This is a genomic window from Paenarthrobacter sp. E2MeOHC11 (genome assembly GCF_058744955.1).
In genome coordinates this window covers 203,005-226,200 of the sequence record NZ_CP196673.1, presented here as the reverse complement: position 1 = coordinate 226,200, position 23,196 = coordinate 203,005, and the positions used below count along the sequence as shown (strand labels likewise).

Sequence of the window (23,196 nt, the reverse complement as noted above, 5' to 3'; positions counted from 1 at the left end):
AATGACGGGCCGGGGTTCCAATATGTCAAGTCATGGCGGCCCGCCTACTGCAGAAACGATAGGAGTGCACCATGGCTGGCGCTCTGCGCAAGACAATGATCTATCTTGGGCTCGCCGACGGCGATGAACACTACGAATCTGAGCAGGCCGTCGCCTCGCACCACGACGAAGAACGCCCCCAGGCACAGGAACGGGAAGAGCGCCGGGCGCCCGCTCCCGTCCGGGAAGTTGTCCGCGAAATGCCCACTGTAGACGCCGAAGAGGAATACCGCGCACCCGTGACACCCATCAAGCGTGCGGCCTCCAGCCGCGAAGATGCCTCGGGCCTGAGGCAGATCACCACCGTTCATCCCCGTTCCTACAACGATGCCAAGGTCATCGGTGAGAGTTTCCGGGATGGCATTCCGGTCATCATGAACGTCACCGACATGGGCGAAGCCGACGCCAAGCGCCTCGTGGATTTCTCCGCCGGCCTGGTCTTCGGCCTCCATGGCAGCATCGAGAGGGTGACCAACAAGGTCTTCCTGTTGTCGCCGTCGTACGTAGAGGTCATTGGCGACGACAAAAAGGCCAGCGAAACGCAGGCCAGCTTCTTCAACCAGAGCTGACACCGATCTTTGCAGATGCCAGGCGGGTCAACCCGCCTGGCATCTGTGTTGCAATAGTAGGGACCGATCGGCATTCCGGAACAAGTGGGAGATCTGAGCTAACTCGTGGGCATTGTTTTCGGCCTTATCTATATTGTGTTGTTGCTGTTCTTCATTGCCCTGATCATCAGGCTCATCTTTGAATGGGTTCAGATGTTTGCCCGCCAGTGGCGGCCCCGGGGTGTGGCATTGGTAACAGCGCATGTGGTCTACTCCGTCACGGACCCTCCGCTTGGCAGGCTCCGCAGGCTGATACCGCCACTCCAACTGGGTGGTATCTCCTTGGATTTAGGCTTTCTGATCCTGATAATTGCGGTCAGTATTGCCATGGCAGTAACCAGCAGCTTGGCCTAGCTGCTGAGCGGAACCCGGACCACCGATGGTTCAAAGGCCGCAAATTCTCCAAATCAACACGATGGTGTTGAATTGGAGGAACCAGATGATATTTAGGTACCGTAGTTTTGAACGGCCGGAAGGCCTACTGACTAACTAGACCAACGAGGTGACCAGATGGCTTTGACGCCAGAAGACGTTGTCAACAAGCGCTTTCAGCCGACCAAGTTCCGCGAAGGCTACGACCAGGACGAGGTAGACGACTTCCTCGATGAGATCGTGGTGGAACTTCGCCGCTTGAACCAGGAGAACGACGAACTTCGCAAGAAGCTCGGAGAAGCCGGTTCGGCTGTGCCTGCTGCAACTGCTGCGGCTCCGGTCGTCGAGAAGGTTCCTGCCCCCGTCAAGGTCGACAAGGAAGCCGAAGCCAAGGCGGAAGCCGAAGCCAAGGCCGCCGACGCTGCCAAGAAGAAGGAAGCCGAGCAGGCCGCAGCAGCTGCCGCCGCTGCCAAGGCTCCGGCCGCCAGCAACAGCGTTACCCCTTCCGCTGAGTCCGCTGCAGGCCTGCTGGCCATGGCGCAGCAGATGCACGACAAGCACGTCTCTGACGGTGCGCAGCAGAAGGAAAAGATCATCGCCGAGGCTCAGATCGAGGCTTCCAGCCTCGTCAACGATGCCCAGGAGAAGTCCCGCAAGATCCTTGGTGCACTCGAGCAGCAGCGTTCCGTTCTTGAGCGCAAGGTTGAGCAGCTCCGTGGCTTCGAACGCGATTACCGTTCACGCCTGAAGGCCTACATCGAAGGCCAGCTGCGCGACCTGGATGCCCGTGGTTCCGTCGCTGCCCCTGAGGTCGGCGAAGCAACCGCAGACGTTTAGCAAGTATTCTGAAAGCCGGTGGCTGAGGACTCCTCGGCCACCGGCTTTTGCTGTTAAAACCCTGACAGCGCCCCACCACGCTTCCCGAATGAAAGCACTATGACCGACGACTTCACCGATGACGCCTCGCAGCCGGCGCCCACCGCCCGCCGTAAGTGGCGTCCGGCCATGCTCTGGCTCTTTGCCGGCTTCGCCGTGTTTGCCTACGCCTTTGACCAGCTCACCAAACTTTGGGTCACCAGCACCATGACCGAGGGTGAGCGGATCCCCGTTCTTCCTCCGCTGCTGCACTGGTACTACATCCGGAACTCCGGGGCGGCCTTTTCCATTGGCGAGAATGTGACATGGATCTTCACGATTGTCATGGCGGCCGTTTCCGTGGCAATCCTGTTCCAGTTGCGCCGGCTCGGGTCTGCGTGGTGGGCCCTGTCCCTGGGACTCTTGCTCGGGGGAGCTTTGGGCAACCTGACCGACCGCTTGTTCAGGGAACCGTCGTTCGCCATGGGGCACGTGGTGGATTTTATCCAGTTGCCCAACTTCGCCATCTTCAACATCGCAGACTCCGCGGTGGTATCCGGCGTCGTCATCATCTGCCTGCTGACGCTGCGCGGTATCGGCATGGACGGCCAGCGGCAGCCTGCTGGTCCAAAGGCGTCCGATGAGGCCAAGCCTGCGGGCGGCTCCATGGGGGAGACAGCCGGTGAGTGATCCCGTAGTGGTACCTGAGGAACTGGCAGGCAAGCGGGCGGACGCCGGGCTTGCACAACTGATGGACATTTCCCGGTCAGCAGCGGCGCTGTTGATCGCAGAAGGAAACGTCACGATTGCCGGTGTGCCACTTGGCAAGTCGGCAAAGCTTGCCGCAGGCGCGGTGCTGGACGTTACCGTTCCCGAGCGGCGGGACCCCTTGGAAGTCGTGGAGGAAATTGTGGAAGGCCTGAAGATCCTGCTGGATGACGAGGATTTCGTTGTCATCGACAAACCGGTGGGAGTCGCTGCCCATCCGTCTCCGGGGTGGGTAGGACCCACCGTAGTGGGCGGTCTCGCCGGCGCCGGCTACCGGATCTCGACGTCAGGTGCTCCTGAACGGGCAGGGATCGTCCACCGCCTCGATGTCGGCACGTCCGGGGTCATGGTGGTGGCCAAGACCGAACACGCGTACACGGTGCTGAAGCGCGCTTTCAAGGAACGCACCGTGGAGAAGGTGTACCACGCAGTGGTGCAGGGACTGCCTGATCCTTTGGAGGGCACCATCGATGCCCCGATTGGCCGCCATCCCGGGCACGATTGGCGTTTCGCGGTGATCGAGGACGGCCGTCCGTCCGTGACGCACTACGAGGTCCTGGAAGCGTTCGGCAAGGCAACGCTGGTGGAAGTCCATCTGGAGACCGGCCGTACCCACCAGATCCGAGTTCACTTTTCAGCGCTCCGGCACCCCTGCGCCGGAGACCTCACCTATGGCGCCGACCCGCGGCTCGCGGCCAACCTGGGGCTCACCCGGCAGTGGCTGCATGCCCGCCAGCTGGGCTTCACCCATCCCAGCACCGGCGAATGGGTGGAAGTGAGCAGCGACTACCCGGCGGACCTCCAGTACGCCCTGGATCTGCTCGCCACCGGCACCGCCTAGAGAGCCGCCCCGTCTGCGACCGGGTTCTGTCGGACCCGGGACGGTAGACTGTCGTGGTGACTTCCAGCAATGATTCGTTCGTCCACCTGCACACCCACACCGAGTACTCCATGCTGGATGGAGCGGCCCGCTTGGGCGAGCTGTTCGACGAAACCGAACGGCTGGGCATGCCGGCACTGGCCACCACGGACCACGGCTACCTGTTCGGTGCGTTCGACTTCTGGCGCAAGGCCACGGACAAGGGCATCAAGCCGATCATCGGTGTCGAAGCCTATGTCACCCCGGGAACGGCCCGGGGCGACAAGGAACGCGTACGCTGGGGCGACGAAAGCCAGCGTAAAGATGACGTCTCCGGCGGTGGCTCCTATACCCACATGACGCTGCTGAGCTACAACAACGTAGGAATGCGCAACCTGTTCCGCGCGTCTTCCATCGCCTCCCTCGATTCTGTTTTTGGAAAGTGGCCGCGACTGGACCGTGAGCTGCTGAACACATACTCCGAAGGCTTGATTGCCACCACGGGGTGTCCGTCCGGAGAGGTCCAGACAAAACTGAGGCTCGGGCAGTACCGCGAAGCCGTGGAGGCTGCTGCTGAGTTCCGCGATATTTTCGGCGCAGAGAATTACTTCTGTGAGCTGATGGATCACGGCCTCGACATTGAACGGCGTGTCATTGGCGACCTCCTGCGACTTGCCAAGGAGCTCAACCTCCCGTTGGTGGCCACCAACGACCTCCACTACACGCATGAACACGATGCCAAGGCCCACGAGGCATTGCTGGCGATCCAGTCGGGCTCCACCCTCCTGGAGCCGACGTACGACAACGGTGGTTCCCGTTTCGCGTTCTCGGGCAGCGGTTACTACCTCAAGTCGCCGCAGGAAATGCGGGAACTGTTCCGCGATCACCCGGATGCCTGCGACAACACGCTGCTCATTGCCGAGCGCTGCGAAGTCTCGTTCAATACCGGCGCCAACTACATGCCACGCTTCCCCTGCCCGCCCGGAGAAGACGAGACCTCCTGGCTCGTCAAGGAAGTAGACACCGGCCTCAAGTACCGCTATCCCCAAGGGATCCCGGACAAGGTCCGCAAGCAAGCGGACTATGAATTGGGCGTCATCACGTCCATGGGGTTCCCCGGCTACTTCCTGGTGGTCGCGGACTTCATCAACTGGGCCAAGAACAACGGAATCCGTGTTGGCCCCGGCCGTGGTTCCGGTGCAGGCTCCATGGTGGCCTACGCCATGCGTATTACCGACCTCGACCCCCTGCAGCACGGCCTGATCTTCGAACGCTTCCTCAACCCGGACCGCGTCTCCATGCCCGACTTCGACGTCGACTTCGATGATCGCCGCCGCTCCGAGGTCATCGACTACGTCACGAAGAAGTACGGTGACGAGCGCGTGGCGATGATTGTCACGTACGGCACCATTAAGACCAAACAGGCGCTCAAGGACTCATCGCGTGTGCTGGGCTATCCGTTCAGCATGGGCGAGACTCTGACCAAAGCCCTTCCTCCGGCCGTCATGGCCAAGGACATCCCGCTGGCGGACATCCAGAACCCGGAATCCAAGCGCTACAGCGAAGCGGGGGACTTCCGCCAGCTCATTGCCACCGACCCCGAGGCTGCCAAGGTCTTCGAGACAGCTCTGGGTATCGAAGGACTGAAGCGGCAGTGGGGTGTGCACGCGGCCGGTGTCATCATGTCCTCGGACCCCATCATCGATGTCATTCCCATCATGCGCCGTTTCCAGGACGGCCAGGTCATCACCCAGTTCGATTACCCGACGTCCGAAGGCCTCGGCCTCATCAAGATGGACTTCCTGGGTCTCCGAAACCTGACGATCATTTCGGACGCCCTGGAGAACATCCAGATGAACCGTGGCGTCGACCTGGACCTGGAAAACCTGGAACTCGACGACGCCGCGTCCTACGAGCTCCTGGCCCGCGGCGACACCTTGGGCGTGTTCCAGCTGGACGGCGGACCCATGCGGTCCCTGCTCAAGCTCATGAAGCCCGACAACTTCGAAGACATTTCCGCAGTCCTGGCTCTTTACCGTCCCGGCCCCATGGGCGCCAACGCCCACACCGACTACGCCTTGCGTAAAAACGGGATCCAAGAGGTCATTCCCATCCACCCGGAGCTGGAAGAACCCCTCAAGGAAATCCTTGGCGGCACCTTCGGCCTGATCGTGTACCAAGAGCAGGTCATGGCCGTGGCACAGAAGCTGGCCGGCTACTCGCTCGGACAAGCAGACATCCTTCGCCGGGCCATGGGCAAGAAGAAGAAATCGGAGCTGGATAAACAGTTCGCCGGGTTCTCCCAGGGCATGCAGGACAACGGCTACTCCATGGCTGCCGTCAAAACACTGTGGGACATCCTGCTCCCGTTCTCCGACTACGCCTTCAACAAGGCCCACTCGGCCGCGTACGGCGTCATTTCCTACTGGACCGCATATTTGAAGGCGCACTATGCGCCGGAGTACATGGCTGCCTTGCTCACGTCAGTGGGTGATGACAAGGACAAATCCGCCATCTACCTCAATGAGTGCCGCCGCATGGGCATCACGGTGCTCCCGCCGGATGTCAACGAATCGTCCTTGAACTTCACCCCTGTGGGAACGGACATCCGTTTCGGCATGGGCGCCATCCGCAATGTCGGCGTCAACGTCGTGGATGCCATGGTTTCCACCCGCAGCACTGAGGGAAGCTACACGTCGTTCAAGGACTTCCTCCTGAAGGTACCCGCGGTGGTGTGCAACAAGCGCACCATCGAATCGCTGATCAAGGCCGGGGCGTTCGACTCCCTGGGCCACCACCGGCGTGCATTGGCGATGATCCACGAAGAAGCCATCGATTCGGTGATCACCCTGAAGCGCAACGAGGCGATCGGCCAGTTCGATCTCTTTGCCGGCTTTGAGGACCAGGAGCCGGAAGCCTCGCTGACCACAGAAATCCCTGACCTTCCCGAATGGGAGAAAAAGGACAAGCTGTCCTTTGAACGGGACATGCTGGGCCTCTACGTTTCGGACCATCCGCTGCAAGGGCTGGAAGGCGTTCTCAGCCAACATGCTGAGCAATCCATTACCTCGATCATCGCTGAAGATGGACCGCACGACGGCGCAATTGTCACCATTGCGGGCATGATCACCTCGTTGAGCCGCAGGATCGCGAAGGCCAGCGGAAACGCCTATGCCCGCGCGGAGATCGAAGACCTTGGCGCCTCCATGGAGGTCATGTTCTTCGGCCAGGTCTATGGGCCCATCGCCTCGGTCCTGGCGGAGGACCTGATCGTGGTGGTCAAGGGCAGGCTGCAGCGCAGGGATGACGGGGCAGTGACACTGAACTGCATGGAGCTCTCGGTTCCGGACCTTAGCGAGAGCGTGAACGGACCGGTGGTCATCACGATTCCCACGTTCAAGGCAACGGAGGCGGTGGTGACGGACCTGCGTGATGTCCTCCGGACGCACCGCGGGAACTCGGAGGTCCGGCTGAAGCTGATGGGTGATACCAAAGTGGAGGTCATGGGCCTGCCCGTGCATATGCGGGTGAACCCCAGTCCCTCACTGTTTGGTGATCTGAAGGTCCTGTTGGGTCCGGCCTGCCTGGATAACTAGCCGGATCGATGCCGCTCGGTTAGATTTCGTAGTCGAGCGGCGCCGGCTTGCTGTAACCACCGCTGTGGTAGAGCAGGGGAGTGCCGTCCTCGCCGACTTGGCCGTCGATGACCTCGACCACCACCACGGCGTTGTTTTCGAACGACAGGCGCATCTGGATCTTTCCCACGAGCCAGCCGCTGACATCCTTGAGGATCGGCACCTCGTGGGGGCCCGGCTCCCAGTGGTCGCCCTCAAACCGGTCGCGTGTCCGTGCGAACCGATTGGCGAGTGCTTGGTTCTCGAGCCCCAGCATGTGGACTCCGATGTACTCGGCGTTGGCCACGGCAGGCCATGAGCTGGAACTTCTGGCCATGTTGAACGTAAAGCGGGGCGGTTCGGCGGACAGCGAGGCCACGGAGGTCGCGGTGAAGCCGAAGGGCTGTCCATTGAGGTTTGCCGTAATGATGGCTACTCCGGCGGCATGCCGGCGGAACATTTCCCGGAAAGTCTGTTCAAAGCCGGCTGGTTCGCTTGCCACGTGGGTCTATCTCCTGGACTGGGGGTCTGCGTCTCACCTCAGGGTATTCCTCAAGGACTGTGGGGTCCTCATTTTGTTGAGCGTGCGTGAACCTTTGTTAATGTGAGTTGTATGACCGAGCCAACCGTGCACGTCCCAGCTGTTGCCGAACCGGCTCCGGCTCCCCGCCCCCGCCGTTTCCGGGAGGCTCGCTGGCTTGTCCTTCCGGCGGCTTCCGGTGTCCTTCTCGGCGCGCTCTGGTGGCTGCTCGCGCCTGGCGGGCTGAACCTGGTCTCCGGCAATCCCGAGCTCGCCGATGCGGCCAATCCCGGATCCTGGCTCCCACGGGACCTGGTCCTCGCTGGGCTGATGCTGGTGGCAGGATGCTTCACCGGCGTCATGCTTGACGGAAAACTACAGGGACCCAGCGTGGGGCGGCGGCTGGCGTTCGCACTTGTTGGTGGCGCGGTGGGCGGGGTCATTGCCTGGCTGGTTGGCCTGCTGGCAGCGCAACTTTTTGGCCCGGCGCCGGACCCGGCTCTTGGCCCGGGGTTTGGTTTCACGCTCCGCTCCTACGCTGTCCTGGTTCTGTGGCCCGCTGCCACATCGTTCATCACGTTCGTCCTGGCGCTGTTCGGGGTTCTTTCGAAGAAGCCCGTAAAATAGTCGGGTGACCACTTCTTCGGATACCTCCGCCCGCGCCGCCGCTTCCCTCGACTTCCGCACCATCGATTTCCGGGGCCGCCATCTTTCCTTGGCGGAGCTGCGTGCTGCCGTGCCCAGGGCGCGCCATCAGACGATGGCCGACGCCGAGCAGAAGGTCCAGGACATCATTTCGGCCGTTCGGAGCCAGGGCTTTGCTGCACTGGCGGAGTTGGCAAAGAAGTTCGACGGCGTGGATCAGTCGCACCCGCGCGTTCCGGCCGAGGCACTCACCCAGGCTTTGGCCGGGTTGGATCCGATGGTTCGTGCCGCGTTGGAAGAGTCGATCAGCCGAGCCAGGCAATTTGCCGATCAGCAGCGCCCGGTCAACGTTGACGTCGCCTTGGCCGACGGCGCCGTTGTCAGCCAGAACTGGATTCCGGTGGGCCGCGTCGGTCTCTATGTTCCGGGTGGACTCGCCCCGTTGGCGTCCTCGGTCATCATGAACGTCGTACCCGCAGTCGCGGCCGGCGTCGAGTCCATTGCGCTGGCTTCTCCTCCGCAGAAGGACTTTGGCGGGCTGCCGCACCCCACCATCCTGGCCGCCGCAGAACTGCTGGGCATCGATGAGGTGTACGCCATCGGTGGCGCGCAGGCCATCGTCTCCTTTGCCTATGGCATTCCGGGTTCGGGAGGGGAGTTGCCGATCGAGCCCGTGGATGTGGTCACAGGACCTGGAAACATCTTCGTCGCCACGGCCAAACGGCTCGTCAAGGGCGTGGTGGGCATTGACTCGGAGGCCGGCACGACCGAGATCGCCATCCTTGCCGATGCCACCGCTCAAGCGCCGCTTGTGGCGGCCGACCTCATCAGCCAGGCAGAGCACGATCCCAAAGCAGCATCGGTCCTGGTGACGGACTCGGCCGACCTGGCTGACGCCGTCGTGCTTGAACTGGCATTGCAAGCGGCCGGAACCAAGCACAGCGCCCGCGTCCTGGAGGCGTTGTCCGGGCCGCAGTCGGGCGTGGTTCTGGTGGATGATCTTGAGCAGGGAATCGCAGTCTGTAATGCCTACGCTGCAGAACACCTCGAAATCATGACGGCGGATGCGGCTGTTGTTGCATCACGGATCCGCAACGCCGGCGCGATCTTTGTCGGTGACTACAGTCCTGTCAGCCTGGGTGACTACTGTGCCGGCTCCAACCACGTCCTGCCCACCAGCGGGACGGCGGCTTTCTCTTCCGGCCTGAATGTCACCACGTTTCTCCGTGCCGTGCAGGTCATCAACTACGACCGTGCTGCGCTGGAGCAGGTCAGTGGCCACATCGTGAGCTTGTCCGGTGCCGAGGACCTTCCAGGGCACGGAGATGCGGTACGGATCCGCTTCGCATAAGGGGGTCAACCACTACATATACGGGTGCCCACCACTACATGTAGTAATTACACGCTTGTCATTACGGTGTAGACGAACGTAAACTGGTGCCGGAAGTGAAAACTTCCGGCACCCTTTGCGTCTCCGGCAACCTGCCGGGCACGGATTGTGCCGGAACAGTCAGGGGAGGCCCAGCGTGTATTGTCCGTTCTGCCGGAATCCCGACTCCCGCGTCGTTGACAGCCGCATGGCCGATGACGGTTCTTCCATTCGCCGCCGTCGCCAGTGCCCCGAATGTGGCCGTCGTTTCACCACGATTGAGACCACCAGCTTGTCCGTCATCAAACGGTCCGGTGTCGGTGAACCCTTCAGCCGGATCAAGGTCATCAGTGGCGTCCGCAAAGCGTGCCAGGGGCGCCCGGTCACCGAGGACGACCTCGCAATGCTGGCCCAGGAAGTCGAAGAAAACATCCGTTCGTCCGGCGCGGCGGAAATTGATGCACACGAGGTAGGCCTGGCTATTCTTGGCCCACTGCGAAAACTGGACGAGGTGGCGTACCTCCGCTTCGCCAGCGTTTACCAGGCTTTCGAATCCCTGGAAGACTTCGAATCGGCTATCTCGTTGCTTCGCCACGAGCATGAAGAGCACGCGAAAACAGCCGCCAAAGAAGCCACGGGCTCTCAGAAGAGTCAACTCTAGCTCCGGTGGCGGTGCGGAGGGGAAGCCGCAACCGCCACCGGCACCGTACAGGGCCTTGACCCGGTCAGCGTCCTCCGGACACGGGAAGCACCGCGCCGGTGACGTACCCGGCATCGGTGGACATCAGCCACATGACGGCCGCTGCCACTTCCTCGGGCTCAGCCCCACGCCCCATGGGAATGGTGGGGTTCAGTCGTTCGACCCGGTCCGGCATTCCGGCCGCTGCATGCAGGCCGGTGTTGGTGCTGCCGGGGGCCACTGCGTTGACCCGTATGCCCTGCTTGGCCACTTCGGCCGCTAGGCCCACAGTCAACACATCCACGGCCCCTTTGGTTGCGGCGTAGTGGACCCACGTCCCGGGGGAGCCTGCCTTTGTGGCTGTGGAGGAAATGTTGACGATGGATCCGCCGCTCCCGCCGTTGTCCGCTGAGAGCCTGCGCACTGCTTCCTGGCACATGAAAATCATTCCGGCCACGTTGACGTCAACAACCCGCTGCACTGTCTCTGCAGGCACCTCGACCAGCGTGCCGATCAGGTTGCCGGTGATGGCGGCGTTGTTGACCACCGCTGTCAGCGACCCAAGAGCGAGAGCTTCGTCGAACAAACGCACGACGTCGGCGGGGCGGCTGACGTCCGCCTGGACAGCCAGAGCCATGCCGCCCCTATCGATGATTTCCTCGACAACGGTTTTGGCGCCCGCACTGTCCTCGGAGTAGTTGACCACCACTGCGTACCCAGCGCGTGCCGCAGCGTAGGCCACGGCAGCGCCGATACCGCGGCTGGCCCCGGTGACGATTGCGACTCCGATGTCCGGGGCCCCGCCGTGAGCCATCCGTGCCTACTTTGCGAGTTTGTGGTGCAGGGCGACCTCAAGCGCGGCGCCAACTATGCCGGCGTCGTTCTTCAATTTTGCGGTGACGATCTTGGTCCGCAGCTCAAGGTGCGGGAAGTACTCGTCGGACCGCTTGGAGATGCCGCCGCCCACAATGAAGAGTTCGGGTGAGAACAGGAACTCGACGTGCTGGAGGTATCGGTTGAGCAGGACGCCGTACTCGTCCCAGCTCAGGCCGTCGCGTTCGCGGGCCACGGCGGAGGCCTTGGTTTCGGCGTCGTGTCCGTCCACCTCAAGGTGGCCGAGCTCGGCGTTGGGGACCAACTGGCCGTTGAAGATGAAGGCCGAACCAATGCCGGTACCCAACGTGATCACCAGGACCGTTCCGTCCACGCCTTCGCCGGCGCCATAGCGGGCTTCCGCCAGGCCGGCGGCGTCGGCGTCGTTGATGACCTCCACAGGACGACCAAGGCGTTTGGTGAACGTCGAGTCGATGTCGGTGCCCAGCCAGGTCTTGTCCACGTTGGCTGCTGAGTTGACCACGCCGTGCTGGATGATTCCAGGGAAGGTCACGCCCACCGGAGAATCTGCAGCCGGGGCATCCGGCCTGCTGGAGAGTTCTTCGACGATCTGGGCGACAACCTCGGCCACTGCCTCCGGAGTTGCGGGCTGGGGTGTGGGAACGCGGAAGCGATCCCCGATCAGCTTGCCCTTCTTCAGGTCGACGATGCCGCCCTTGATGCCGGTGCCACCGATGTCGATTCCGATCAACGGTGCGTTCTTGTGGGTCTTCTCATCCTTCTTGGACAATGCAATTCCGATCATGGCAGGAGGGGATGGGCATGGCGCAGCCGCCCGGGCTGCAAAGACCTTCCGGAGAGCTTAGGGAAGGGTCAGGATTTCCGCGCCGGTCTCTGTGACCAGCAGGGTGTGTTCGAATTGGGCCGTGCGTTTGTGGTCCCTGGTGACGACCGTCCAGTCGTCGGCCCACATGTCCCATTCGATGGTGCCGAGGGTCAGCATGGGTTCGATGGTGAAGACCATGCCTGCCTCGATCACGGTGTTGTACGCCGGGGCTGCGTCGTAATGCGGAATGATGAGGCCCGTATGGAAGGCCTCACCCACGCCGTGGCCCGTGAAGTCCCGCACCACGCCATAGCCGAAGCGTTTGGCGTAGGACTGGATGGCACGGCCGATTACGTTGATTTCGCGGCCCGGGGCCACGGCCTTGATGGCCCGGTTGAGCGACTCCTGCGTACGCTCAACCAGCAGACGGGATTCTTCATCCACGTCGCCAACCAGGAAAGTGTAGTTGGTATCCCCATGTACGCCGCCGATGAAAGCGGTGATGTCGATGTTAAGGATGTCGCCGTCCTGGACCACCGTGGAGTCGGGGATGCCGTGGCAAATGACCTCGTTCAGTGACGAGCACAGGGACTTGGGGAAGCCCCGGTAGCCCAGAGTGGACGGATAAGCGTTGTGGTCCAGCAGGAACTCGTGGCCGACCTTGTCCAGCTGGTCGGTGGTGACGCCGGGCTGGATGTGCTTGCCGACCTCGACGATCGCTTGTGCGGCGATTTTGCCTGCGACCCGGATCTTCTCGATGGTCTCGGCTGATTTCACTTCGGAGCCGGTGAACTTGGCGGGTGCCTTCTTGCCGACGTACTCGGGCCGGGCAATGGAGGCCGGGACGGGCCTTTCGGGGCTGATGGTTCCCGGGGTGAGGGCGCCGATGGGTGCAGTCGAAGCTAGAGAAGGCATAGATTGATCATATAAGGCACACAAGAGACGTAAGTAACAAAGTGTGGCCCGGTTCCTGTGACCCCGCCAACGTTACGCGTCCACGGCACGAATGATCGAGGAGGAGACGTGACGGAGTACTGGTACAACGTCAAGACGCACGAGATCGAAGAAGACGCCATGTCCGATTGGACCCAGCTGATTGGCCCTTACAAAACCAGGGAAGAAGCCGAGCACGCGTTGGAAAAGGTCAAAGCGCGCAACGACGCCTGGGATGCCCAGGACGACGACTAGAAGGAATGCTCGGGTCCGGGGAACTGCCCGGACCTGACGTCCTCACCGTAGGCGGCGGCAGCATCGCTCAAGGTGGTGCGAAGGTCGGCATACTGCTTGACGAACTTGGCCATCTTGCCGCCCCGCAATCCTGCCATGTCCTGCCATACAAGGACCTGTCCCGTAGTGCTGTTGCCGGCACCAATCCCTACCGTGGGGACCCGCAAGGCGGCATCGACGGCGGCAGCAGTTTCCGCTGGAACCATCTCCATGAGCACGCTGAAGGCGCCGGCATCCTGCAAGGCAACTGCGTCGTCGACGAGGCGTTGCGCATCGTCTCCGCGACCCTGGACCCGGTAGCCGCCGAGGGAGTGTTCGCTTTGCGGGGTGAAGCCGATGTGGGCCATGACCGGGATGCCGGCCTGGACCATGGCTTTGACAGTGTCCGCGTAGTAAGCGGTGCCCTCAATCTTGACAGCGTGCGCCAGCCCTTCCTTGAGGAACCGGACACCGGTGGCCACCGCCTGTCCGGGCGAAACCTCATAGCTGCCGAACGGAAGGTCGGCTACGACCAGGGCCCGCTTGGCTGCCCGGCTCACGGCCCGCGTCAGGGGCAGGAGCTCGTCCACAGTGACGGGAAGGCTCGTCTCGTTGCCGAAGACGTTGTTGGACGCGGAGTCGCCAACCAGGAGGACTTCGATTCCGGCTTGGTCAAAGATTTCGGCGGTGTACTGCTCATAGGCAGTCAGCATGGCGAAGCGCCCGCCGTTATCCTTGGCCTGCTGGAGGTGATGAATCCTGACCCGGCTGATCGGCTTCCTGCCGTCCGCCGGGGGCGTCGCGGCCGTGGCAGCAGGACCTGTTCCGTAGGGTGCGGGAACTTCGGCGGGCGTGGTGGACTCAGGAAGGTTGCTCGGGGCCATGGGTAGAGCCTAAGCGGTGCCGACGACGCCTGCCACCAGTGTGCCCGGCGTCACGGAATGTAAACGCTGTGTTACGCGCAAGTACTGCTGCGGCATTAGCACCGAACTCTTAGTAGAGTGAAGGCTGAGTTGTCGTGGCTTCATACCATTGGAACCAGCGGCATGGACACTGAATCGGAAAAGAGGCCCTATGGACCGCCAGCAAGAGTTCGTTCTGCGGACGATCGAAGAGCGTGACGTGCGCTTCGTACGCTTGTGGTTCACCGACGTCGTTGGTTCGCTCAAATCGGTGGCACTTGCTCCCGCCGAGGTTGAAGGCGCCTTTGAAGAGGGCCTGGGGTTCGATGGTTCGGCCATCGAGGGCCTTGCCCGCGTATTCGAGTCCGACATGCTCGCCCAGCCGGACCCGTCCACCTTCCAGATCCTGCCGTGGCGCGGCGAGACGGAACAGACGTCGAGGATGTTCTGCGACGTCCTGACTCCCGATGGTGAGCCCTCCGCGGCAGACCCCCGCAACGTTCTTAAGAGGACGCTGGCCAAGGCTGCGGACATGGGCTTCACCTGCTACACCCACCCGGAAATCGAGTTCTACCTGCTCAAGTCCAAGGACCTCGGCCCGGACGGCTCGCCTGTTCCCGTGGATGAAGGCGGCTACTTCGATCACGTTCCGGGCGGCGTGGCCCAGGACTTCCGCCGCACGGCCGTCACCATGCTTGAATCCGTAGGCATCTCCGTGGAGTTCAGCCACCACGAAGCCGGCCCTGGCCAGAACGAGATCGACCTCCGTTACGCGGATGCCCTGCAAACCGCGGACAACATCATGACGTTCCGGACGGTCATCAAGGAGGTCGCCCTTCAGCAGGGCACGTACGCCACCTTCATGCCGAAGCCGTTCACGGACCACCCCGGTTCCGGCATGCATACCCACTTCTCCCTGTTCGAGGGCGACACCAACGCGTTCTTCGAAGCCGGAGCCGAATTCCAGCTGTCCAAGACGGCACGCCAGTTCATCGCGGGAATCCTGAAGCACGCACCGGAATTCACGGCAGTCACCAACCAGTTCGTGAACTCCTACAAGCGGCTGTGGGGTGGCGGCGAAGCACCTAGCTACCTGAGCTGGGGCCACAACAACCGTTCTGCACTTGTCCGCGTCCCGCTCTACAAGCCCGGCAAGGGCCAGTCGGCCCGCATCGAGTACCGCGGCATCGATTCCGCCACCAACCCGTACCTCGCGTACGCCGTCCTGTTGGGCGCCGGGTTGAAGGGCATCGAAGAGGGCTACGAACTTCCCGCTGCCGCCGAGGACGACATCTGGTCGCTGACTACCGCGGAGCGCAAGGCCATGGGACACGCACCCTTGCCGGCCAGCCTTCACGACGCCATCCGTGCCATGGAGGAATCGGAGCTCGTAGCTGAAATCCTTGGTGAGCAGGTGTTCGAGCACTTCCTGCGCAACAAGCGGGCGGAATGGCAGGACTACCGCCTCCAGGTCACTCCGTATGAGTTGCAACGCAACCTCGGCATTCTCTAGGCCGGGCCAGTGAGCCTTGCACGTCGGCTCATCTCAGCCGGATTCAGTGACCTCGAAAAAGGCGAACGCTTCCTTGCTGCCCCCGAACTTGAGGGCATAGACGAGGACGCACTGTTTGCCGGTCTGTCCATGTCGGCCAGTCCGGATACCGCGCTCCAATCCTTGGTTCGGCTCATTGAGAAGAATCCAGGGCTGAAGACGCTGGCAGCGGCCGATCAGGACTCCTGCGAGCCCATGTACCGCCTGCTGGGGGCCTCCGAGGCGCTGGGGGAGTTCCTCATGCGTCGGCCGGAACATCTGGATGTCTTCGATGTCCGCGTCAGTCCGGAGCCTCTTCAGGCCTCCAACGAAGAACTCCGGGCCATGCTTCTCCGCTCCGTCAAAGCCGAGCCGGGCGCCCAGCGACCGGTTGCCGGAATCACCGGAATGCCGGCTTACGCGGCCTTGAGGACTGCCTACCGCCGGGGACTGACTGAGCTTGCCATCAAGGACCTTTGCGCTGCCTCGCCCCAGGATTTCATGCCGGCCGTCGGAGCCGAGCTGGCCGATCTCGCTGGAGCAGCCATCGAGGCCGCCCTTGCGGTATCCCGGGCCGAAGCGGCAGGTCAGTTTCCGGCGGAGGAAATCGCCGACGTCGGGCTCGCCGTCATCGGCATGGGCAAGTGCGGTGCCCGCGAACTGAACTACATTTCCGACGTCGATGTCATCTACGTCATTGAAGCGGGGGAGCTGGAGGACGCACGCGCATCAACCATCGGCACGGCGCTGGCTTCAGGGATTTCGCGGGCAATTTCTTCCTCTGCACCGGAACCCGGTCTATGGGAGGTGGACGCAAATCTGCGTCCTGAAGGTAAGTCGGGGCCGTTGGTCCGCACGCTGCCTTCGCACTTGAGCTATTACGCACGCTGGGCCGAAAGCTGGGAATTCCAGGCGCTGCTGAAGGCCCGGACCATAGCTGGCGACCGGGAGCTGGGGCAGCGTTACGAGAAGGCAGTGGAGCCGCTCGTTTGGGCTTCGGCAGGACGTGAGGGCTTCGTTGAGTCCGTGCAGGCGATGCGCCGCAGGGTGACAGATTACATTCCTGCCGCCGAGGAGCAGCGCCAGATCAAGTTGGGCCGCGGCGGCCTCCGCGACGTCGAATTCACGGTGCAGTTGCTGCAGCTTGTCCATGGCAAATCCGACGAGTCCCTTCGGTGCAGGGACACTACCTCAGCCATTGCAGCGCTTTCCGCGGGAGGGTACATCGGCCGAGCGGACGCTGCCGCCTTCGACAACGCCTACCGCTATCTGCGCCTGCTGGAACATCGGATCCAGCTGTTCCAGCTTCGGCGTACGCACCTCATGCCCTCGACCGAAGACGCGCAGCGATTCCTCGCCAAAGCCGTGCTGGGGCCCTTTTCGCTGGAAAGGCCCCACCCGGACCAGCTCATGGGGACCTGGCAGAAGACCAAGAAAGCCGTGCGGGAACTGCACGAGCGGATCTTCTACAGGCCGCTGCTCAATACAGCGGCCAAGCTCAGCAGCGAGGATGCCAAACTCAGCCCGGAGGCAGCGCAGGGGCGCCTCGCTGCGCTTGGTTACCAGGATCCGCAAGGCGCGATGCGGCATATCGAGGCGCTGACAGCGGGCGTCAGCCGCCGTGCGGCGCTGCAGCGCCAACTGCTCCCCATTCTGCTGGGCTGGCTCGCCGAAGGCGTCGATCCCGACGCCGGATTGCTCGCCTTCCGCAGGGTCAGCGAGGCTCTCGGCACCACTCACTGGTACCTGGGGTTGCTTCGGGATTCCCAGGCCGCCGCGGAACGCCTGTGCCAGGTGCTGTCCAACTCGCGGCTCATTTCGGACCTGCTGGAGGTGTCTCCGGAGTCCGTGGCGTGGTTGGGCAGCGATAAAGAGCTGGTACCCATCCGCTTTGAGGCCCAGTGGCAGGAAATCCAGTCCAAGCTGTCCCGCCATCCGGATCCTGAAAGTGCCATGAGGCTTATCCGGCTGATCCGGCGACGCGAGATCCTGCGGACCGCAATTGCGGACAGTTCAGGTTTGCTCGACCAGGATGCCGTGGGACTTGCCCTGGCCGAGACCGACCGGGCAGCAGTCCTGGGAGCATTACATGTGGCGGAAGCCGTCATTGCCTCCGACGGTCCGCTGAAGACGGACGTCCTGGTGGTTGCCATGGGCCGGCAGGGCGGACGCGAGATAGGGTACGGCTCGGACGCGGACGTCATCTACGTGCACCGCTCGCGGCCCGGATTCACCGACGCCGAGGCCCAGGAACAGGCGACGGCGATCGTTTCGAAAGTCTCCAGCTTCCTGACCCAGCCCCTCAAGCCCGCGATCATGGCCGAACGGGTCCTTACGGTCGACGCTGACCTACGACCCGAGGGCAAGAACGGCGCCATGGTCCGGTCCTTGGAGTCATACGCGGAGTACTACCGCAGGTGGTCCCTGATCTGGGAGGCCCAGGCACTTCTGCGGGCCCGCCCCATGGCCGGTTCGGATGAGTTGGCCGCCGATTTCGTGAAGCTCATTGATCCCATCCGATACCCGAAAGAGTTGGCAGAGCAGGATGTACGGGAGGTCCGTCGCATCAAGGCCCGGGTGGAGTCCGAACGATTGCCGCGCGGGGCCGACCCTGCCCGGCATGTCAAGCTTGGGCGCGGTGGACTGAGCGATGTTGAATGGCTGGTCCAGTTGATTCAACTGCAACACGCAGGGAAGTATCCGGAGCTTCGGACCAGTTCAACTCTTGAGGCGTTGGCCGCCGCGGTGGAGCTGAACTTCATCGACGAAGACGACGCCGCGCTCCTGCGGGAGGCGTGGCGGCTCGCCAGCCGTATCCGTTCCGCGAACGTGATCGTGACGGGGCGGGCATCCGACCTTCTCCCGTCGTCACGTAAGGACCTTGAGGCCGCGGCACGGTGGTGCGGTTACGCTCCGGGACATGCGGGCCAGTTCGAAGAGGACTACTTGCGGCTAAGTCGACGCGCCAGGGGAGTCTTCGAGAAGATCTTCTACGGAAACTAGGCGTCGGACATGGCGATGGCGGCCTTTTCCCGGGCATGCTGCAACATGGCGACCACGGGCACCCCTGGTACCAGCGAGCCGTCAACGACGTAGCCTTCCTCGCGGCCCGTTAGCACTTCCACCATGCGTTGCCGCCACTTCTGGAGTTCGCCCTTGTACCTTGCGTCGTCGGCAAGGTTATTGCACTCCTTCGGATCGGCGTCGAGGTTGAAGAGTTCTTCGGTCCCCTTGCCGGACCCCCAGATGTATTTGTGGTGGCCGTCGGTCAACCAATGCAGGTTCTGTCCCCAGTACACATGTTCGCCGTGCAGGACCTCCCGGACGGCTTCGGTGCTCTGCCCCCGCACCAGCGGTGCAAGGGTCTTTCCATCCACGGAGTCAGGGATGGGCAGCCCGGCGAGGTCCAGCAGCGTGGGCATGATGTCCCGGAGTTCCACTACGTGGTCCACGACGCTTCCATGGGCCGAGTCCTTGGCTGCGGGTGCATTGGCGATGATGAATGGTACGCGGGCAGATCCCTCGTAAGGCACGGCCTTGCGGAACATGTGGTGGTCGCCCATCATTTCGCCGTGGTCGCTGGTAAAGGCGATGACAGTGTTGTCGGCAAGCCCGAAGTCGGCCAACGACTCTTTGATCCGGTTGATCTGCAGGTCGATCTGTGCCATCAGGCCGTAGTATCCGGCCCTGGCCCGGTGGACCACATGATCCGGCATCCTCCCGTAGCTGGCCTGGTAATCACCGTCCTGCCGGTGGTCGTCCCAATGATGTTCCCAGTTGCCTTCCACGGCTTCATAGGCGGGAATGTTGAGGTACTGTTCAAAAGCCCACGACGGCGGATCGTACGGCGGGTGGGGGCGGTGGAAGGAAAGGTAGAGGAAGAATGGCTTCACGGGGTCGCGCCGGTGCATCCATTCGATGGCCTGGGTGCCTATCCAGTGTGTCGGATGAAGGTTTTCTGCCTTGTCCCACGGGCGGGCGACAATCGAATTGCAGTTGACGCCGTGGTCGAAGTATTCCGCGTCCGGACCCATGCCCGGTTGCCTCCGAAGCCACGGGACATAGTCGTCGAACATGGCAAAATGCTGCTGGTGTTCCCGACGGGCGTGGTGCAGGTAGCCATCGTGCAGGATGACATCGTCGAAGCCGAGACGGGAGCGCTCCGGCCACACATGCATCTTTCCGATGGCCTGGGTGTGGTAGCCGCCTTTTCTGAATTGGTCCTGTACTGTCACCGGGTGGACTGCGTGAAACGGCACGCCGTCGTTGTAGCCGACCCGCCCGTGCCGTTCCTGCGATTGGCCGGTGAACAAGGCAGCACGGGCAGGAACACAGGACGGCGTAGCAGAATAGCCCTTGGAAAACCGGACACCGTTCCGGGCCAATTCGTCCAGGTGGGGCGTCTCCAGATGGCGATGGCCGTCCGAGGAAAGGCAGTCACCCCTCCATTCATCGACACAGATCAGGATGACGTTCGGCTGGCTCATCGTCAGGGGTTCCTTCGACGTAGGGAACTATTGTGACAACCCTAGTAGGAAGACGCCCTCTAATGCTTGAATATGACTCGGGTGAAGAGATTGCAATCATCATTGATCAAACTGATGTGGGTGATGTGTGGCTCATCCCGCTCAAACTCCTGGACGACGACTCGCGGGCCATTCACCTTGGGGAGGTGGCCATGCTGTCCGTCGGGGAGGGGCAGCGTGAGTTCGTCGGCGACCCGCTCCGCATGATGCTGATCGGTCTGGAGGAAGAATCCCGGTTGCCGTATGTCATCGAGTCCGGCGGGGAGGCCGTAGGCGTGCTGACCCTCCAGACCGGCGCTGCGCGACTGGCGGGGTGGCCCGACGACGAGTCCGCGTGGCTCCTGAGGGGGCTTCTCATCGACACCGGAAACCAGGGGCGGGGCCTCGGTTCCAGGGCGGCGCGTGCGGCAGTGGAGGAAGCGCGCAAGCTGACTGGCCGGCTGGGTGGCGGCCAGGCCGGCGTCGTGCTCTCCGTCAACGAACATAATCCGGCGGGCCAGGCCGCCTATCGCAACGCCGGATTCCTGGATGCGGGCCGGTATCAGGGTGGGAGTTCCGGTCCGCAGCGAATCATGCACAAGGCTTTCGCCTAACGATGACCTTGTCAATGGCGGCGGGAGGCTTCCTTGGTGCGGGCGGCGCGCCAGTCAGGCCTGTCCTGGGAGGCCATAGCCGTTTGCCTCGGCGTCAGCAAGCAGGCCGTGCACAGAAGTATGGAAAGCAGTAGAGGGGTCTGTTCCGGGGCGGGCAGTGTCGATTACGATTCTCCCGTGACAATCATGGTGGATTCGGAGGGTGCCGCTTTCTCCAACGTGTGCTGTTTCCGTTGTGAGCAGGCAGGTCCCCATTGGTCCTCGCGGCATGGCCGCGCCGGCACTTTTGCTTGCCGCCGGTGCTTTGCCACCTTCTCCGACCACGAACCTGCTGTAGGAGCTGGGGGAGTCGAAGGCCACGGTTCGGCCTTTGTCGAGGGGCTGCGCTTCCTCGAATCCAAGTAGTCGCCGCGTCCGGCAGCCGAAAAAACGAGTACACGCTACTCGTGCCCCCTCCAGTGCTGCGAGGGCAGCATGGTCGGTATGACAACGTATGTGATTGAACCAGCGGCCCTGCTCCATCGCTGCCAGTGCTGCGGTGAAGAAACAGACCGGGTGTTCTGTGCTGACTGCGCAGCGCCGGAAGAAACCGGTCAAGCGCCAAGAACCAAGCACTGACCGCTCGAGGCTCGCCCTTCCGGCGGGGCAGTGAGCACCAACGGTGCAGGGGGCTGGTCCATTGTGCTGCGCAAAAAGGATCTGCACAAATAAAAAGGCTCTGCACAAAAAGGCCATCCCCCCGGTCCATGTGGACCCGGGGGATGGCCTTTTGTTATCGCAGGCGTTGGTGCCTAGACGCCGTAGTAGAGCTCGAACTCGTACGGGTTCGGGCGCAGTGACAGCGGGCGGATCTCATTCTCGTACTTGTAGTCGATCCAAGTGTCGATGAGGTCCTGGGTGAAGACGCCGCCGGCCTGCAGGAATTCGTTGTCCTCGCGGAGAGCTTCGAGTGCTTCTTCCAGGGAGCCCGGAGCCTTGGGGATGTCCTTGGCTTCTTCGGCAGGGAGCTCGTAGAGGTCCTTGTCGATGGGGGCCGGGGGTTCGATGCGGTTGCGGATGCCGTCGATGCCGGCCATCAGCTGGGCTGCGAACGCCAGGTACGGGTTGGAGGAGGGGTCCGGAGCGCGGAATTCAATGCGCTTGGCCTTCGGGTTGGTGCCCGTGATCGGGATGCGGATACCGGCGGAGCGGTTGCCCTGCGAGTAGACCATGTTCACGGGAGCTTCGAAGCCCTTGACCAGGCGGCGGTAGGAGTTGACCGTCGGGTTGGTGAAAGCAAGGACGGCGGAGGAGTGCTTCAGCAGGCCGCCGATGTACCAGCGAGCCATGTCGGAGAGGCCCGCGTAGCCCTTCTCGTCATAGAACAGCGGGTCGCCGTTGCTCCAGAGCGACTGGTGGCAGTGCATGCCCGAGCCGTTGTCACCGAAGACAGGCTTCGGCATGAACGTGACGGACTTGCCCCAAGCATCCGCAGTGTTCTTGATGATGTACTTGAACTTCTGCAGGTCATCAGCAGCCGCGGTCAGCGTGGTGAACTTGTAGTTGATCTCGGCCTGGCCAGCGGATCCAACTTCGTGGTGGGAGCGCTCGACCTCAAGGCCGGCCTTGTCCAGTTCGATGCACATGGCGTCGCGAAGGTCGGCCTGCTTGTCGGTGGGGGAGACCGGGAAGTAACCGCCCTTGACGGGGGTCTTGTAACCGAGGTTTCCGCCCTCTTCCTTGCGGCCGGTGTTCCAGTGTGCTTCTTCAGAGTCGATCTTGTAGAAGCTGCCCTGCGGGGAGGACTCGTACTGGATGTTGTCGAAGACGAAGAACTCGGCTTCGGGAGCGAAGAAGGCGGTGTCGGCGATGCCTGTGGATGCCAGGTACGCTTCAGCCTTTTCGGCTACACCACGCGGGTCGCGGTGGTAGGGGTCGCCCGTGCGGGGGTTCACGATGGAGAAGTTCAGCGCGAGCGTCTTCTCGATGCGGAAGGTGTCGATGAAGGCCGAGGTCACATCCGGGATGAGCTGCATGTCGGACTCAGCGATGCCCTGGAAGCCGCGGATGGAAGATCCGTCAAAGAGCTGGCCGTGGACGAAGAAATCGAGGTCCACGCTCTTGGCCGGCACGTTGAAGTGCTGCTGGACACCAGGAAGGTCGGTGAAGCGGATATCGACGAATTTGACGTCTTCGTCTTTGATGAACTTGAGGACTTCGTCCGCAGTCTTGAACATCTATGCTCCTTATGCATATCAAGTAACAGGCCCGGAAGGCCGCGTGGTGCAGCCCATACCAAAGCTCCGGAGACACAAAAGATCCCCTTGCCATGGTGGCTGGCAACTCCTACCACCTTAGGGAGATGGGATTTCCCGGGGGTGTCGGTATTGTTTCCGGCAGGTTACAGAATCATCTGTCGTGTAAACGGTAGTCGGCTTTCCTGTGTCTGGTCCAAGCCGGTCCGATGGGCG

At 62.4% G+C, this 23,196-nt stretch carries 20 protein-coding genes; 13 read left to right on the top strand and 7 right to left on the bottom strand.

Annotation, left to right across the window (positions count from 1 at the left end):
- The first annotated feature begins 71 nt into the window (after positions 1-71).
- The 6 genes from ACSSVG_RS01040 to dnaE all read left to right on the top strand — a co-directional run bounded on the left by ACSSVG_RS01040 (position 72) and on the right by dnaE (position 7,097).
- Positions 72-608: a cell division protein SepF gene (locus ACSSVG_RS01040; protein WP_026542515.1), complete on the top strand. Its 537-nt coding sequence runs from the start codon at positions 72-74 to the stop codon at positions 606-608.
- Between the two features lie 105 nt (positions 609-713).
- Positions 714-1,001: a YggT family protein gene (locus ACSSVG_RS01035; protein WP_017200850.1), complete on the top strand. Its 288-nt coding sequence runs from the start codon at positions 714-716 to the stop codon at positions 999-1,001.
- 156 nt (positions 1,002-1,157) lie between these two features.
- Positions 1,158-1,856: a DivIVA domain-containing protein gene (locus tag ACSSVG_RS01030; RefSeq protein ID WP_159707661.1), complete on the top strand. Its 699-nt coding sequence runs from the start codon at positions 1,158-1,160 to the stop codon at positions 1,854-1,856.
- A gap of 99 nt (positions 1,857-1,955) precedes the next feature.
- Positions 1,956-2,564 (top strand): signal peptidase II, encoded by a 609-nt coding sequence (gene lspA / locus ACSSVG_RS01025; RefSeq protein WP_231339038.1) that lies wholly within the window; start codon positions 1,956-1,958, stop codon positions 2,562-2,564.
- Positions 2,557-3,483 (top strand): RluA family pseudouridine synthase, encoded by a 927-nt coding sequence (locus tag ACSSVG_RS01020; RefSeq protein WP_231339037.1) that lies wholly within the window; start codon positions 2,557-2,559, stop codon positions 3,481-3,483. The genes lspA and ACSSVG_RS01020 overlap by 8 nt, the downstream gene beginning before the upstream one ends.
- 56 nt (positions 3,484-3,539) lie before the next feature.
- Entirely contained in the window at positions 3,540-7,097 is a 3,558-nt protein-coding gene (gene dnaE / locus ACSSVG_RS01015) for a DNA polymerase III subunit alpha (RefSeq protein WP_492416842.1), read from the top strand.
- 19 nt (positions 7,098-7,116) lie between these two features.
- On the opposite strand, the gene ACSSVG_RS01010 is transcribed toward dnaE, so the two are convergent.
- Entirely contained in the window at positions 7,117-7,617 is a 501-nt protein-coding gene (locus ACSSVG_RS01010) for a flavin reductase family protein (protein WP_308292026.1), read from the bottom strand.
- A gap of 111 nt (positions 7,618-7,728) precedes the next feature.
- On the opposite strand from ACSSVG_RS01010, the gene ACSSVG_RS01005 reads away from it, so the two are divergent.
- The 3 genes from ACSSVG_RS01005 to nrdR all read left to right on the top strand — a co-directional run bounded on the left by ACSSVG_RS01005 (position 7,729) and on the right by nrdR (position 10,310).
- On the top strand, positions 7,729-8,262 hold the full coding sequence (locus tag ACSSVG_RS01005) for a hypothetical protein (protein ID WP_492416840.1): 534 nt from the start codon (positions 7,729-7,731) through the stop codon (positions 8,260-8,262).
- 4 nt (positions 8,263-8,266) lie between these two features.
- Entirely contained in the window at positions 8,267-9,631 is a 1,365-nt protein-coding gene (gene hisD / locus ACSSVG_RS01000; RefSeq protein ID WP_231339034.1) for a histidinol dehydrogenase, read from the top strand.
- Positions 9,632-9,806: 175 nt separating this feature from the next.
- Positions 9,807-10,310, top strand: a complete 504-nt coding sequence (gene nrdR / locus ACSSVG_RS00995; protein ID WP_231339026.1) for a transcriptional regulator NrdR — start codon at positions 9,807-9,809, stop codon at positions 10,308-10,310.
- Between the two features lie 64 nt (positions 10,311-10,374).
- Here nrdR and ACSSVG_RS00990 read toward each other — a convergent pair whose 3' ends face one another.
- The 3 genes from ACSSVG_RS00990 to map all read right to left on the bottom strand — a co-directional run bounded on the left by ACSSVG_RS00990 (position 10,375) and on the right by map (position 12,903).
- On the bottom strand, positions 10,375-11,142 hold the full coding sequence (locus tag ACSSVG_RS00990; RefSeq protein WP_492416838.1) for an SDR family oxidoreductase: 768 nt from the start codon (positions 11,140-11,142) through the stop codon (positions 10,375-10,377).
- A 6-nt stretch (positions 11,143-11,148) separates the two neighbouring features.
- A complete protein-coding gene (gene ppgK, locus ACSSVG_RS00985) occupies positions 11,149-11,952 on the bottom strand; it encodes a polyphosphate--glucose phosphotransferase (protein WP_269215586.1) in 804 nt (267 codons plus the stop codon).
- A gap of 72 nt (positions 11,953-12,024) precedes the next feature.
- Positions 12,025-12,903, bottom strand: a complete 879-nt coding sequence (gene map / locus ACSSVG_RS00980; protein ID WP_492416836.1) for a type I methionyl aminopeptidase — start codon at positions 12,901-12,903, stop codon at positions 12,025-12,027.
- 108 nt (positions 12,904-13,011) lie between these two features.
- Here map and ACSSVG_RS00975 point away from each other — a divergent pair, with 108 nt between their 5' ends.
- Positions 13,012-13,176 carry an SPOR domain-containing protein gene (locus tag ACSSVG_RS00975; protein ID WP_011774435.1) on the top strand — a complete coding sequence of 55 codons (165 nt, stop codon included), beginning with the start codon at positions 13,012-13,014 and terminating at the stop codon, positions 13,174-13,176.
- On the opposite strand, the gene panB is transcribed toward ACSSVG_RS00975, so the two are convergent.
- Positions 13,173-14,078: a 3-methyl-2-oxobutanoate hydroxymethyltransferase gene (gene panB, locus ACSSVG_RS00970; protein WP_231339021.1), complete on the bottom strand. Its 906-nt coding sequence runs from the start codon at positions 14,076-14,078 to the stop codon at positions 13,173-13,175. The two genes, ACSSVG_RS00975 and panB, sit on opposite strands and share 4 nt — an antisense overlap.
- A 190-nt stretch (positions 14,079-14,268) precedes the next feature.
- Here panB and glnA (ACSSVG_RS00965) point away from each other — a divergent pair, with 190 nt between their 5' ends.
- Positions 14,269-15,609 carry a type I glutamate--ammonia ligase gene (glnA, locus tag ACSSVG_RS00965; RefSeq protein WP_231339020.1) on the top strand — a complete coding sequence of 447 codons (1,341 nt, stop codon included), beginning with the start codon at positions 14,269-14,271 and terminating at the stop codon, positions 15,607-15,609.
- 9 nt (positions 15,610-15,618) lie between these two features.
- Positions 15,619-18,630: a bifunctional [glutamine synthetase] adenylyltransferase/[glutamine synthetase]-adenylyl-L-tyrosine phosphorylase gene (locus ACSSVG_RS00960; RefSeq protein ID WP_492416833.1), complete on the top strand. Its 3,012-nt coding sequence runs from the start codon at positions 15,619-15,621 to the stop codon at positions 18,628-18,630.
- On the opposite strand, the gene ACSSVG_RS00955 is transcribed toward ACSSVG_RS00960, so the two are convergent.
- Positions 18,627-20,114: an arylsulfatase gene (locus ACSSVG_RS00955; protein ID WP_492416831.1), complete on the bottom strand. Its 1,488-nt coding sequence runs from the start codon at positions 20,112-20,114 to the stop codon at positions 18,627-18,629. The two genes, ACSSVG_RS00960 and ACSSVG_RS00955, sit on opposite strands and share 4 nt — an antisense overlap.
- A gap of 62 nt (positions 20,115-20,176) precedes the next feature.
- Here ACSSVG_RS00955 and ACSSVG_RS00950 point away from each other — a divergent pair, with 62 nt between their 5' ends.
- The gene (locus tag ACSSVG_RS00950; RefSeq protein WP_492416829.1) at positions 20,177-20,746 is read left to right on the top strand and encodes a GNAT family N-acetyltransferase; all 570 of its coding nucleotides are present in this window, start codon (positions 20,177-20,179) and stop codon (positions 20,744-20,746) included.
- 791 nt (positions 20,747-21,537) lie between these two features.
- Here the strand turns inward: ACSSVG_RS00950 and glnA (ACSSVG_RS00945) are convergent.
- On the bottom strand, positions 21,538-22,962 hold the full coding sequence (glnA, locus tag ACSSVG_RS00945; RefSeq protein WP_024820496.1) for a type I glutamate--ammonia ligase: 1,425 nt from the start codon (positions 22,960-22,962) through the stop codon (positions 21,538-21,540).
- Between the last annotated feature and the right edge of the window lie 234 nt (positions 22,963-23,196).